This is a genomic window from Streptomyces griseiscabiei (assembly GCF_020010925.1).
In the GTDB taxonomy this organism is placed as follows: domain Bacteria; phylum Actinomycetota; class Actinomycetes; order Streptomycetales; family Streptomycetaceae; genus Streptomyces; species Streptomyces griseiscabiei.
This window is the reverse complement of record NZ_JAGJBZ010000005.1, coordinates 175,672-189,601: the sequence shown is the minus strand read 5'-3', so window position 1 is coordinate 189,601 and position 13,930 is coordinate 175,672. Positions and strand designations below refer to the sequence as shown.

The 13,930-nt window shown below is 69.2% G+C and carries 11 protein-coding genes; 10 read left to right on the top strand and 1 reads right to left on the bottom strand.

Translation table 11 applies throughout. The features are described 5' to 3' along the window. Positions 1-63: 63 nt before the first annotated feature. Together J8M51_RS43695 and J8M51_RS43690 are read left to right on the top strand one after the other, a co-directional pair. Positions 64-723: a DUF6082 family protein gene (locus J8M51_RS43695; RefSeq protein ID WP_143673249.1), complete on the top strand. Its 660-nt coding sequence runs from the start codon at positions 64-66 to the stop codon at positions 721-723. A 52-nt stretch (positions 724-775) separates the two neighbouring features. Further along, complete coding sequence (locus J8M51_RS43690; protein ID WP_237277336.1) at positions 776-2,926, top strand: B12-binding domain-containing radical SAM protein; 2,151 nt, start codon at positions 776-778, stop codon at positions 2,924-2,926. Positions 2,927-3,020: 94 nt separating this feature from the next. Here J8M51_RS43690 and J8M51_RS43685 read toward each other — a convergent pair whose 3' ends face one another. Then, on the bottom strand, positions 3,021-3,578 hold the full coding sequence (locus tag J8M51_RS43685; RefSeq protein WP_237277335.1) for a hypothetical protein: 558 nt from the start codon (positions 3,576-3,578) through the stop codon (positions 3,021-3,023). 152 nt (positions 3,579-3,730) lie between these two features. On the opposite strand from J8M51_RS43685, the gene J8M51_RS43680 reads away from it, so the two are divergent. From J8M51_RS43680 to J8M51_RS43645, 8 genes are all read left to right on the top strand, one after another. Continuing rightward, the gene (locus J8M51_RS43680) at positions 3,731-4,786 is read left to right on the top strand and encodes an aldo/keto reductase (protein ID WP_234374006.1); all 1,056 of its coding nucleotides are present in this window, start codon (positions 3,731-3,733) and stop codon (positions 4,784-4,786) included. Then, positions 4,783-5,652 carry an endonuclease/exonuclease/phosphatase family protein gene (locus J8M51_RS43675; RefSeq protein ID WP_060880312.1) on the top strand — a complete coding sequence of 290 codons (870 nt, stop codon included), beginning with the start codon at positions 4,783-4,785 and terminating at the stop codon, positions 5,650-5,652. Before J8M51_RS43680 ends, J8M51_RS43675 begins: the two co-directional genes overlap by 4 nt. A 212-nt stretch (positions 5,653-5,864) precedes the next feature. Continuing rightward, complete coding sequence (locus J8M51_RS43670) at positions 5,865-6,041, top strand: hypothetical protein (protein WP_164992636.1); 177 nt, start codon at positions 5,865-5,867, stop codon at positions 6,039-6,041. A gap of 60 nt (positions 6,042-6,101) precedes the next feature. Then, complete coding sequence (locus tag J8M51_RS43665) at positions 6,102-7,568, top strand: NUDIX domain-containing protein (protein WP_086757648.1); 1,467 nt, start codon at positions 6,102-6,104, stop codon at positions 7,566-7,568. Positions 7,569-7,643: 75 nt separating this feature from the next. Continuing rightward, on the top strand, positions 7,644-8,426 hold the full coding sequence (locus J8M51_RS43660) for an MFS transporter (protein WP_086757649.1): 783 nt from the start codon (positions 7,644-7,646) through the stop codon (positions 8,424-8,426). A gap of 162 nt (positions 8,427-8,588) precedes the next feature. Further along, positions 8,589-9,974 (top strand): site-specific integrase, encoded by a 1,386-nt coding sequence (locus J8M51_RS43655; protein WP_086757651.1) that lies wholly within the window; start codon positions 8,589-8,591, stop codon positions 9,972-9,974. Then, entirely contained in the window at positions 9,974-11,752 is a 1,779-nt protein-coding gene (locus tag J8M51_RS43650; protein WP_086757653.1) for a hypothetical protein, read from the top strand. Before J8M51_RS43655 ends, J8M51_RS43650 begins: the two co-directional genes overlap by 1 nt. After that, on the top strand, positions 11,749-13,929 hold the full coding sequence (locus tag J8M51_RS43645; protein WP_086803640.1) for a site-specific integrase: 2,181 nt from the start codon (positions 11,749-11,751) through the stop codon (positions 13,927-13,929). The genes J8M51_RS43650 and J8M51_RS43645 overlap by 4 nt, the downstream gene beginning before the upstream one ends. Position 13,930 lies beyond the last annotated feature (1 nt).

The following is a 13,930-nucleotide window of genomic DNA, read 5'->3' as shown; positions in this document are numbered from 1 at the left end:
CGCTTGTGCCCGCCGTGGTCGGCCGGAGACCCGATACCTGAGGAAGTCATGTTGTCCCACCGAATGCTGAAGGACTTCGCCGTACCTGCAACGGTCGTCGTACTCGGCACCGCTCACCTAGCTCTGTCACAGCGCCGCCACCGGCAGCGTCAGGAACTGCTGGCAGCAGATCTACACGACGGCATCCTGGCTGACATCATCCGGTCCCCTGAGACCGATCCTGCCTGGAGCGCGAACTTCGACCCCTGGGTCAAGCCGGGCGAGGACGCTGAGTACTTCACCCTCCAGCGGTGGCTGGAATGGTACCGGCGGGGTCTTCTCGCCGGCGTGGTCACGGTCAGCCAGATGAAGGTCAACGCCGACGGCTTCATGGCCTTGCGCGGCGGATCCCTCATGTGGGCCCTAACTCGGGACGCGAGGTGGGAGCAGTCCTCCGATACCCGTTCCGGCCGACTGTTCTGGCATCTGATCAACGAGGCGTTCCGGGGGGCTGGCGGGGAGGACGACCACGCCGAGGCAATTTCTGCGGTCCGGGAACGACGAACCGTGGCGTCCGCGGAGCGGGCAGTCCGCCGCCAGCGGCTGCGGGCGTCCGAGGCCGTGAAGGCCAACGCCTCTCTCGTCTCTCATCACTTGCTGGCTGCCACGGGTGACCTCACCGCGTGGTTCCGCTCCCAGACCGGCCCCACGCCCCGCCGCGCCCACACGCGCTGCACCACCTGACCGCTCCATGAAGCCACGCACCGGGGCGGGCTCACACGCAAAGGAGACCCTCATGGACGACAGGCACACCGCGGTACTGGACCGGATGGCTCGCGCCGTCACCACAGCAAACCCCGGAATCCGCCCGCTGACCAGCAGCGACCGGGCTGCTCTCGAGCCGCTCCTCATCTCGCCCAACCATGTGCGGTCCTGGCTGGAGGCCCACCTAGAGGGCACGCCGGGCCGGGTGAGGGTGAGCGGCACCCTGGACCGGCGCCTGCTGCTCCTGGAACGCCCGGACGGCCGGTGGGTCGCGGCCGACCTGTCCGGCACCGAGCACGCCTCCCGCCACTGGCCGCGGTGGAGCGAGGGGCACGTCCGACTGGACACGCCGGACTCCTGGCTGTCGCACGCCGAGTTGGCCGAGACCGCCGTTCACCGGCTGACCCGGCCGGACGTGCACCTGATGGCCCTGTACCACCCGGAGTTCTTTCCGCTGCCGCGCTTCCCTCTGGGGATCAGCGATGTGGCCCGCGCGGCCCGCTCCACGCTGATGGGCACGGTCACCCTGTCCGACATGCAGTTAGGCGTCACGGTGGAGGACCTGCTCAAGCAACTCACCACCGGGGTAGCGGACATTGTCGGCATCTCGGCGACCTTCGGCCAGCACGACCTGATGCTCCAGCTCCTGGAGGCGGCCTTCGCCCTGCCGACACCGCCGCTGGTGGTGGCCGGCGGAAGCCTCACCGCCCGCAACGAACGACTGCTGCTGGAGCGCTACCCCGACCTGCTCGTCGCCCGCGGTGGCGGCGAGGCCACCATCGAGGGTGTCCTGGCCCATTGGCATGGCGACATTCCGCGCGAGGAGATACCCGGCATCGGCTACACCGGTGCCGCCCGCGGCGGCACCATGGCCATCAGCCGGCGCCGCACCGCCAAGCCCGTCGCCCGCGACACTGCAAGCGACATCCTGCCCGAGCTCGACCTGCTGCCGCCCACCTTCGCCCACCACGGTGTGGCCCAGCTCGAGACCAGCCGCGGCTGCACCAATACCTGCTCCTTCTGCCCGCGCGGCCACAAGGGCCTGTGGGCCGGCGCCGCCCCCGGCAGGCTGCCGTGGATCCTCAACGAACTGGGCCAGGTCTTCGACCGCCACCCCAACATCTCCCGCACCCTCTACCTGGTCGACGAGGAGATCATCGGTGCGGGCGATGCCGCCGTCAGCCGGGTCTTGGAGCTCGGACGCACCCTGCACGAGGCCGGGTTCACCTGGGAGTCCAGCTGCCGCATCGACCAGACGGTACGCATCGACCGGAACGAGGCATGGCACGTTGAGCGGGCCCGCATGTGGCGCACCCTCGTCGACCTGGGCCTTCGCCGGATGCTGTTCGGTGTGGAGTCGGGCGTCGACTCGATCCTGACCCGCTTCAACAAGGAGACGACCGCCGAGCAGAACGCCCTGGCCATACGGACTCTGTCCGCGCTCGGCGTCCCCACTCGGTACACGTACATCACCTTCGACCCGCTCATGAGTCTGGACGAGCTGAAGGCCACCCACGCCTTCCAGGGGCGCACCGACCTGCTGCTGCGCCCCCAGCCCGGCCTGGCGCCGCGCCAGATCGTCCGCGGCGTACGCGACGAGGAGTGGGTGGCCGCGCACACCACCGGCCGGCCGCTGCACACCGGGATCAGCTACATGCTCGTCAGCATGGAGTGCCTGATCGGCGCCGCCTACACCCGGCAGGCGAGCGCTGAAGGGCTCACCGGGCAGCCGGAGCCGCTCATGGGCCGCGTCGCCTGCCGCTATCGGGACTGGCGTATCGGCGTCGCCAGCGGGTGGGCGCAGCGGTGGGTGGACCGCCACTTCGCCCTCGACTACACCTTCAAGAGCTTGGAGAAGGTCCTCGACGGCCCGCCCCGGCACGCCGTCCGGCAGGCGCGTGTGGTGCTGAAGGACGCCGCCTACGAGGTCCTCGGTGACGTGATCGGCGCCGTCGAGCAGTACGACCTCGAGCGGCCCGAGCACGAGGCGGCCCTGTCCGCGCGCATCGAGACGGCGCTTCAGGCGCGGGCCGGGATGCTGCGCGACCGGATGGCCGCCACGGCGGCGGAGGTCGGCCGGCATCTGTCCGGTGAGCACGCGGCCACCCTCGCCCGGGAGCACGGCCGGTGGGCGTCGGCGACGAGCTGGGAGCTGATCAACGCGGGCGAGTCCTGTGCGTGAGCGCCCGGCCAGGGCCCGGGCGCCCCGTCACCGCGTTGCGGTCGGGGCGCCCGGCGCCCCGTGTTCAGGCGCCGGTCTTCTCCGGGATCGGCACTCAGTTGAACTCCGGGCAGAAGCGGGCGTACGTCGTCAGCTTCCACGTCGCGTACTCGTCGGTGCGGCCCGAGCTGCGCAGCAGGTGCTTGACCCAGGTGTGCGCGATGCGCTCGTCCAGCGTCATGGTCGTGTCGATCTGGTCGAGCATCCGGCAGGCGACGGCGTAGTCCTCGACCGTCAGCGCGCTCAGGTCGATCTCGACGCCGTCCAGGGTGAAGGAGAACACCAGCCGCGAGGTGGAGAAGCGGGTCTTGCGCTCGCCCAGGAACGTGGTGTGGGGCGCCAGGACTTCCCGCAGGCGGTCGCGGTCCTCGACCGGGTAGCCGATGCCCAGGTCCAGGTCGGAGCTCTCCAGGTTCAGCCGGGTGCCGAAGGAGCCGACGTCGCGCGGCTTGTGTCCGGTCCACTCGCTGATCATCGCGGCCGCATCGGCGCGCACCCGCTCCAGGCGGTCGTCGTGGACGCGCATCTCCTCGTAGAAGGCGCGGGCGCGGTCGAACTCGGCGTCGGTGAAGTCGCCGCGGTCGACCCAGCGCCGCTCAGTGATCGCGTTCAAGTCAAGTTCGGTGATGGGAGGTTGTGTCGTCACGCGAGGCACCATACTCACTCCCGCACACGGTTCATCATTGTTTGCTAGTAATTGAGAGGTAAGAGGTACTTCCTGTGAGTGCTCCGACTTCCCCCGCACGCCGCACGCTCGCCCGCGGCTTGTCCGTTCATCCGATCGGGATCGGCGCCTGGGCCGTAGGCGGTGCCGACAACAACCTCGGGCTGCCCATGGGCTGGGGCACGGCCGACGACGCTGCCTCCCGCCGCGGCCTGGAGAGGGCCTACGAGCTCGGCGCGAACCTCATCGACACCGCCGACGTGTACGGGCACGGGCACTCCGAGCGGATCATCGGTGACTTCACCGCCACCGTCCCCCGCGACACCGTGGTGCTGTCCTCCAAGGTCGGCTACCACCGCGGCACCGCCCGGCACGCCTACCTGCCCGCGGCCATGCGCCGCCAGCTCGAGACGAGCCTGGAGAACCTGCGCACCGACCGTCTGGACATCTACTTCTTCCACAACGCCGACTTCGGGCCTGACGACCGCTACCTGGAGACGGCCGTCGCCCAGATGCGCGACTTCCAGCGCCAGGGCCTGGTCACGGCCGTCGGGATGCGCGGCCCCCACCGCCACGCCACCGAACGGGTCACCGTCGCCAAGGACCAGCGCGGCGACAAGTACGCCCGGTTCGCCCACCTCGCCGAGCAGATCCGCCCCGACTACCTCGCGGCCCGCTTCAACGCCCTGACCCCGCCGCCCGCCGCCGGCCGGCCGGACATCTTCGCCCTCGCCGCCTCTCTCGACGCCAGCGTGCTGATCAACAAACCGTTGGCCCAGGGCCTGCTCACCGGCAAGTACGACCCCGACCACCCGCCCGTCTTCGCCCCGGGCGACCACCGGCTGCGCAAGGCCTGGTTCACCCCCGAGGCACTGCGGATCATCTCCGACGGCCTACGGCCGCTCCGCGAGCGCTTCGGCGACAGCCCGGCCGCGCTGACCCGCGTCGCCCTCCAGGTGTGCCTGCAGCGAGCCGAGAACGCCGCCGTCCTCGTCGGCTTCACCCGCCCCGAGCAGGTCGAAGCGAACCTGACCGCCGTCGGCGCCCCGCTGACCGACGACGAACTCGCCTTCGTCCGCGCCACCCTCGGCCGCCTCCAGCAGAACCTGGACGCCAACAGCGAGGTCTTCCTGGACGAAAAGGAAGCCGGCCGATGACCCCCGCCTCCGAGCAGCTGTCCCTGCTCGCCACCGACGAGCCCGCCCACCAGCCGGCCACCGACGCCGTGCGGCTGCTGCTGGTCAACGCCCAGCACGCCTCCCCGGACCGCTCCCGCCGCCAGGCCGAATGGATCGCCGGCCGGGAGGGCGCCGATATCGCCGTCCTCACCGAGGTGTCCTCCACCCAGGGCGGCGACGCCCTCGTCACCGCGCTCACCGAGCGGGGGTACGCCACCGTGATCGCCCCCCAGCCGTCCACGCCCGACTACCGCACGGTCATCGCCTGCCGCACCAATGCCGTCCGGACCGTCCCCAGCCCGGTCACCGTCACCCCCCATCGCGCCCCGGCGGCCCGCGTCACCGTCGGCGGCCACGACATCGGAGTGCTGGGCCTGTACGTGCCCTCTCGCGGCCCGAAGGACCAGCGCAATGTCGCTAAGCGCGCCTTCCAGGAGGCGGTCACCGAGAGCCTGCCACGGCTGCTCGCCGCCTTCCCGGACATACCCGTCATCGTGGCCGGGGACCTCAACGTCATCGAGCGCGGCCACCAGCCACCGCACAAGGTGTTCGGCGACTGGGAGTACGACTTCTACGACTCCTTTCGGGCCGCCGGTCTCACCGACGCCTTCCGCCACCTCCACCCCGACGAGGTCACCCACTCCTGGTTCGGGCGCAGCGGCAACGGCTTCCGCTTCGACCACCTCTTCGTCTCGACACCCCACGCCGAGCGCATCCTGGCCTGCGACTACCACCAGGAAGCCCGTGAAGCGGGGCTGACCGACCACGCGGTCATGACGCTGCGCCTGGGCCTGCGGGCCACCCCGGGCGAACTGGGTGAAGCCCCAGGGACGGGGGCCGGCTGACAGCCGGCCGCCGCAGCGATTGAACGTCGGCGTTTCGGCCAACCTTCCCCGAGCCGCAGGCCCTTGCGTGGCAAGGGTCGATGCACTGCGCACCCTCGGAGGACCGCTGAATTACAGGGTGCGCAACGCGTCCGAAAGGAACAGGTGCTCGAAATCGTGCGGCGTCGTTGAGCACGGCGACGCCACCGCCACGTCCACGAGAGGGGAACACATTGACGCCGGTCGAACCAGGCGGCGGCAAGGCCCACGAGGACCTGATCTCCCGTAAGCGCGGCTTGTACCGGGGCGTGTGCACCGCCGAGGCACCCCAGTACGAGATCGCGCCGTCGACTGGCGGCGCACCCGGCCCCCGAGGCGCCAAGCCGTCCGGCAACGGAGCGGCGAGCTGAACCACTGGAGCTTCCTTCCCCCGCCTGCCCTCCCCTGACATCGAAGGCGAGACGACGTCCATGCCACCCAGCTCCACCGCGATCCGCAAGACCGTCGAGGCGTACCTCGGCCGGCACCCCGGCGAGCGTGACGCCCTGGCCGAGCTCCTTGCCGCGCTGGACCGGCCCGTCGACGCGACCGCCCGGACGACGCTGCCCGGGCAGATCACGTGCAGCGCCGTCATCGTCGATCGGCAGGGCCGGGTCCTGCACCTCCGGCACCGGGTTACCGGCGAATTCGTGCTCATGCCCGGCGTCCGCATCGCGCCCGAGGACCGCACCCTGCTCGCCGCGGCTCTGCGCGCGACGGTGGAGGAGGCCGGGATCGCGCCGAGCGCCCTGTGCCTGACCCGGCAACTGCTCGGCTCTCCGATCGACATCGGAGTCCACGACGAGGCCGCCCACCCGTCCATCGGGGAACCAGCCCACCGCCACTACGACATCCGCTACGTCTTCTACCTCGCTGACGAGGAGCCCCCTACGATCGCGCGCCCCGACGAGGAGGGGTCCGCCGCCCAGTGGCTCCCGCAGGCGGAAGTCGCCTCGCCGACACTGCGCGCGAAACTCCTCGCGGCGCGGCTGGACGGCCAGCCCGAGCCGGTGAACGCTTCCGTGCTGATCTACGACGCGACCGGTCGCTACCTGCTCCATCTGCGTGACCACAAGCCCGGTGTCATCTGGGCGTCGGGCGAATTCGCTCTTCTCGGCGGCGGCCGCACGCACGACGACCAGAGCCTTGAGGGCGCCCTGGTGCGGGAGCTGTCCGAGGAGGTGCCCGACCTCCGGCTCGAGGATGTGACGCCCTACGCAGTGGAGGCCGCCACGAGCATCGACGGCCTCAGTGTCCCCGTCCAGGTCTTCGCCGGCCGGTGGCGCGGCACCGACCGGCTCCGGCTGTACGAGGGCGTGCTGCTGCACTGGTTCACCCTCGATGACCTGGACCGGCTACGCCTCGACGCCGCCACCCGGGACCTGATTCACCGGCACGCGGCCGAGAACCCCCCTGGCATCGCCCCGAACGCGGTTCCCCCCGTGTGGGACGGCAGCAACAAGGCGGTCCTGAACGGCATCGGAGTCCACCTCCACCTCGAAGACCCCGAAGGCCGGGTGCTTCTCGGGCTGCGTCATCCCGACTCGAAGTACGCCGGCGACACCTGGCACTACCCCGCCGGTCGGTGCGAGCAGGAGCCTGCCCTCGCCTGCCTGGTCCGCGAGGTGATGGAAGAGACAGGTCTTGTCATCGACCCCGCTGACGTGGAACTCGCGCACGTCGCCCACATCGTCGATGCAGCGGGCGTGCTGCCGTTGATGCAGCTGGTCTTCAAGGCCCACCGGTGGGAGGGGGTACCGAAGGTCCTTGAGCCCGACAAGTGCCTGACCTGGAAGTGGTGGCCGCAGCACGCGCTTCCCGAGCGCATCGTCCCCTACACCAGGACCGCTATCGCCGCGATCTCCGAAGGCCGCCACTACTCGCAACTGGGCTGGTGAGCACGTGAGCACCCCCATGGGAAGAGGGCCCGCCGAGTCCATGCCCGCCATGCTGGATCACCGAGGAGGTGCGCTGTGACGCCCTGCGGCGAGACCTCCTCTGCCGCCGGCACCTCGCTGTGGCGGCACCAGGACTTCCGCCGGTACCTGACCGGACAGGCCGCGAGCGTGACCGGCAGCTCAATCACGCAGATGGCGCTGCCGGTCCTGGCCGTGCTCCACCTGGACGCGACCACCGCCCAGGTCGCCTGGCTCGCGTTCCTCGGACAACTCCCGCCCGCGCTGCTCGCCCTGCACGCCGGCGCGCTCGCCGACCGGCACTCCAAGCGCCAGCAGATGATCACCGGGGACCTGGTGAGCGCGACGGTCCTCGCCACCGTGCCGGTGGCGGCCGCGCTGGGCACCCTGACCCTCGCGCAGCTCATGATCGTCGCCGTGGTGCAGGGGGCGGCGAGCGTCCTCCACGACGCGGCGGCCATCAGTCTGCTGCCCAGCCTCGTCGACCGGTCGTTAATCCAGCGGAGCAACAGCCGGGTCGGCGCGCTGTTCGCGGTCGCCGCAGCGGCCGGGAGCCACCTTGGCGCCGCGCTCACCGTGCTGCTCGGCCCCGCCCGGGCCCTGCTAGGCGATGTCGCCTCTTACCTGATCAGCGCCGTGTGCACCGCCCGCATCCAGACCTCCGAGCCCGCCCGCGTCCGCCCGGAGACCCGTCGGCTGCGCGGTGAGATCGCCGAGGGCCTTCGGTACGTACGCGGCGATGACCGGCTGTGGACGCTGACCTTGGTGAACGCGACGACCTCCTTCGCCCTCGGGCTGCTCAACACCCTCTGGGCGCTGTACCTGTTTGTTCCCGCTTAACGACGGTGTTGCTTACTGTCTGATACCTCGTCTGACCTGCTCGTTTGCTTGTTGCACTCAGCCAGGTTGCATTGATACTCATCGGCCATGCACCAATCGACGTACTCATCGGCAGGCTGGGAGTCCTGGGGACTTGCCTTCAGGCCGGCAATCCCGGAGGGGATGCCGTTGCTGTTCGACGACGACCTTCTCTTCGAGGGCAGCAACGGTGTCCGTCCCACCACCGTGATCAACTGCTGGGCCTGCGAGCTGCCAGCGAATGGATGCCCATCACCGAATTCGTGGCCCTACTACGTGCGTACGGTGCGTGAGTGGCTGGAGTTCATATCCGGGCACGGCGTCGCTCTGTTCGACACGCGGCGTCGTCTGAAGGCGGCGTTGGGCGCGTACTCCGTCTATCGAGCCCAGGGCCCCATCAAGCATCGCTTCGAGGCGTCCACGTGGAACCAGAACATGGGGATTCTGGCGGGGTTCTACAAGTGGGCGAAGGACGAGGAGTACGCCGACTCCGAGCCGTTCACGTACCGGCAGGCGGTCTGGGCCTTCAAGGGGCAAGTCCGTCGCGGACGGGTCAACCAGTCACGGCGGCGCCAAGCCAAGCCTCATGTGACGATCAAGTATCTCGACGACGACTTCACGGACATGTTCCTGAAGGGGTTGGCGGGCCTGAGCCCCGACGGGGAGCGCGATCTGCGCTACCGAGGGCGGGAGTTGGCCCGGAACTCGGCGGTCGGCCGAATGATCGTCTCCAGCGGACTCCGCAGCCAGGAGTACACGTACCTGCTGGTCTGCGAGGTGCCCCTGCTTCCCTCGCGACGGACTGCGGTGCCGGTCTCTTTCCCGGTCCCGTCCGGGGTCACCAAGGGAAGCAAGTACCGCGAATCGTGGATCGATTACGACGCGCTGGCTGAGCTGCACTCCTACATCGCCCTCGACCGAGCAGCGGCGACGTTCGGATCGTCGTGGCGTCCGCCGGCCCGCTGGGGAGAGCCGCTGTTCGTGACGGACGCCGACCAGTGGGGCGGACGCGTCAACGGGCTCCGCGTCCAGTGGAGCTCACTCGGCCCTGACGAGCGGCGGCGTCTGGTCGCCCCGGAGGGGGGTTCGATGCTGCTGTCAGTGTGGGGCCAGGGACGCCCGTTCACCGGATGGTCCACGGTCTTCGCCAGAACCTCTGACCGCATCCGCGAGCGTTACGAGCCGCGCTTCCCGCACGTCAATCCGCACCGGCTACGTCACACCATGGCCATGGCGACCATGGCGCGGCTGATGCGCGGCTGGTACGAGCAGGCTGCTCGGCAGGTCCGCGACACCGATGACGATGCCGCCCTGGCGCACTACCTGCGGACCCAAGAACCGCTGCTGATTCTGCGCGATCTTCTCGGACATACCAGTTCACTGACGACGGAAGCGTACCTCCACCGTCTGGACGTGCTCCGCCTGTTCACGTCCCTGTATCGGCGGGTCGGCAAGGAGTACGGGCTGCTGGACGAGGACGTCGAGCTGGAGCTCGAGACAGAGTTCGACGACGAACCGGCGGTGGTCTGATGCCGGCCATCGTCACCCTTGACCCGCTGGGTGTGCACTGCATCTTCAGCGACGGATCGGAGTACCGCCGTCCCCTGCGTGTGCGGCGGCCAGTGGAGCTCCCGGGGCTGGCACGCACTCTGCTGGAAGGCGCTACAGATCTTGTCCATCCGCACGGGCAGGTCGACAGTGCGGGAGGCTTCGACCTGTACCTCACGGCCGTCCGCGGCTTCACCGACTGGCTGGTCGAGTTCGGGTTCTCCGGCGGGGCATCCGACCTGACGCGCGCGCTCCTCGCCCGGTACTGGCGGCAAGGGGTGCGATCCTCCCAGGAGAGCGCGCTGCGGGCCATGTTGCGCTGCGCGGATGACCAGGATCCGATTCTGGCGCCGGATGTGCGCGCGTTCGTCGATGGCCGGCTGTTCAACACGGGCGAGCGGTACGGCTCGCACCAGCCGTACAGCGAGGCCGAATGGGCTCGGCTCATCCGTACCTGCCGGGACGAGGTCGATGGCGCCTTCCGCGCGTTCTGCGCGGCCCGTGATCACGCTTCGACAGCTGACGGTCCAGGGGCTTCGCTCCGTGAACGCACTGCCCATCACTGGCTGGTGCTTCACGACGGGCCCGACCCGCTCGTCAAAGAGATGGCAGACCGCGGCTCGTTCCCCTTCCGCCAGAGATACGGGGGCGGTCTTCGCGCGGTGCTGGATCCGCTCATCCCGACCCTGGATGTGATCATCGCCTATCAGCTGCTGTTCGGCGCCTACACCGGCATCGTGCCGGACGGGATCGCGGACCTGGGACTCGACGACATCGAGTGGGCGGGTGACGAGAAGATCCTCCTCAGCTACGTCAAGGGCCGCACGGCGGCAGAGAGCCTTGCTCTGTCTCGTCAGGCCACTCGCCTGCTGGAACAGTGGCTCGATCACTCTGCGGTGGCCCGCCGCTTCGCGCCCGAGGAACTGCGCCCCGAGCTCTGGGTGCGTTTCACGCCGAGTGGCACATGGGCGGGAGAGCGATGGCTGGCCAAGCCGGCCACGCGCCTGTCCATATGCGCCTGGGTCGAGCGGCGCCAAGCCGTCGACGAGGACGGGCGCCCCACGCAGATGACTGGTGACGACGGTCTCCCCCTGGGCCTTCACCGGCACCGCATCCGCACGACCCACGACGCGCTGAAGGACCGGTCACACTGGCGCGGCAGCCGCCGGTCCACGCTGGATCCGAACCGGTCCCCCGGCGTCGAGGGGGACCACTACCTGACGAACACGACGCCGGCTCAGCGCGAGGCGGCGGAGGACATCATCGCCCAGGCGCAGGAGGACCTCGTTCGCCGGGCGCTGCCGCCCTTGGTGCTGGCCACCGCTGAAATGGCCGACCTGGTGGAGAACTATCCCGAGCACATGAAGCGGTTCGGCCTGGATGACAACGCCTTGGCGCAGCTGCTGTCCGGGGAACGCGACGTGTTCACCGCGGCATGTGGAGATCAGCTGTCGGGGCTCCACGGGCCGAAGGGCAAGCCCTGTCCGGCACGCCCGTGGGTGTGCCTGCTGTGCCCGCTGGCCTTGTTCGCCCCTCGCCATCTGCCGAACCTGCTGCGGCTACGGGCGTTCTTCTCCCGCCAGTGGCAGCAGATGACCACCGCCGAGTTCATCCCCGTCTTCGGCCCGTACGCTCACCGGCTCGACGAGATCCTGACCCCCGGCCGGTACTTCTCCGAGCACGCGCTACGGGCAGCCGCTGCCGAGGTCACCGATTCCGATGTCGAGCTTCCCCTGCGACCTGAGGAGCACACCGGATGACCACCCTGCACGGGCCCACGGGCCTCGCGGCTGCCTTTTCGCCTTCCGTCTTTCGAGGTGAAGACGTGTGCGCTGCGGCCGGTCTGCCGGTCCACGGTGCGGGCCCGCATCCTCACTTCGACGACGCTATCTGGGACTTCACCGGTGTCATCGGGCTGCCGCGGTACCTTGCGCGGTATGCGCGGATCTTGTCCTTCACCGAGATCCTCAATCCCCAGTGGAGGGAACTGGCGAAGGAGTTCATCCTCGCCCGGCTCGCACCGGACCACCGCGCTGTGCGAGAACTTGCCCACGCCTACCGAACGCCCGTGCAGATAGCCACGGTGCACGGGCGGCTGACCGTGCTGACCGGCTGGCTCAACTGGCTCACCGAACAGGGCGTGGACAATCTCGGGGAGGTAACCCAGCAGCACTGTGCTGCCTACCTGGAACTTCGCAAGAAGGTACGGGACAAGCACGGCGTCGTGATCCGCGACAGCAGCCCCGGCTACCGCATGGACGTCGTGGCGGTCATCCAGGAGCTCGGCTACTACAAGGAATTGTTCTCAGCCGACGGCTACGTGTCGGCCTTCCGTCCATGGGGGCGACGGACGGCGTACTCCGTCGCCGGGATGGTCCGTCGGACGGGCAACACGACACCGCCGCTGAGCAACGACGTCTTCCAACCGCTCGTCGCGGCGGCCCTGTACGTGGTGGAGGTGCTGGCACCGCACGTCACGGAGCTGCAGCAACAGTTGCGGGAGATGGTGCCGAACCGGCCGGGCCGCAACAACCGGGAGCGTCCGGACTGGAGGGTCGAGGTCGCGCAGGCCATCGACCGCCACATACAGGAAGCTGATCCGTTCGATGTCGCCCTCGATCACGTCGTAGCCGAGCGGCTGGCGGACGGCTGGGATCAGGACGATCCGCTGCTACAGGTGAACCTGATCTCCCTCGCCCACGAGACTGGACGGCACGCCTTCCACTACACGTGGCTGCCCACCCTGCGCGGCCACCTGGAAAAGGCCGTCAGGGAAGTCGGCCTGTCCAAACGCTGGGGCCGGACAGCCGCCCTGGTCGAACGCGCGGACGGACGGGGCAGTGTCCCCTGGACCCTGCCGATGAACACCACCGAGGCCCGACTGCAGCTCTCCCGGGCCCGCACAGCCTGCCTCATCGCGCTCGCCGCACTGACCGGAATGCGCAAGAGCGAACTGGCTGAGCTGACCAACGACTGCCGCCTGCCTCCCGAACAGCTCGGCGAGGGCCGCGTCCGCTACCGCCTGAAGGGCAAGGTCATCAAGGGCCGGAAGCTGGGTGGTGAACACGATCAGTGGGTGACCATCAAGCAGGCGTACGACACCGCCGACGTAGCCGCCTCGCTCGCTGACCCGGTGAAGAACGACGGTCACCTGTTCAAGTCGCTCTCCTTCGTCACCCCGTACGAATGGTTCCTGACCTGGGTCAATGGCCCAGAGGGCCGTCGCCTTGGGTTGGCGCCGATCCCCGAGGTGCCGGTCAGTCTGCGGATGCTACGGAGAACCCTCGCGGTGGAAATGGCGCACCGGCCCGGTGGTTTGCTGGCCGCCAAGATCCATCTCAAGCACATTTCCGTGGTCACCACGGAGGGCTATGCGGACCGCCCTGGTGGGGCCCAGTCGGTGCTGATGGCCGAGTTCGGCCAAGAGGAGCGGGAGCACAGGATGCGCGTCGCCCTCGACGCTTTCCACGACTACCAGAACGGTATCCGCCCTGCGGGGCCTGGCGCCAGCGACCTCTTGGACTTCTTCGCGTTCGTCGACGAACAGCTGGATTCCTCCGGGGCGCCGAACATCAAGCGCAGCGACCAGGAGGTGACGAACCTGCTCGCCAAGCGGGCCAAGGCCCTGCACCTGGGGCCGGCGAACTACTGCTGGTTCCTCGATCCGTCCAAGGCGCTGTGCCTCAAGCTCGCAGGGGCTCACGCCCGCGGGGCGACGGAGCCCTTGATCGGCATGTGCGATTCGGCGCGGTGCCCACAGGCCACCCACCATGCCGGGCACCGCCCGGTGTGGGCGGCCAGCGCCGAGAGCAAGAAGGTGTTCATCGCCACCATCGGGCGCGCGCAGCGGACGGAGAAGGCCCGGCTGAGTACGGAACTCGCCCGCGATGAACGGGTGCTGGCCGAGATTGACGCCCTCTGCGGAACGGGGGCATGAC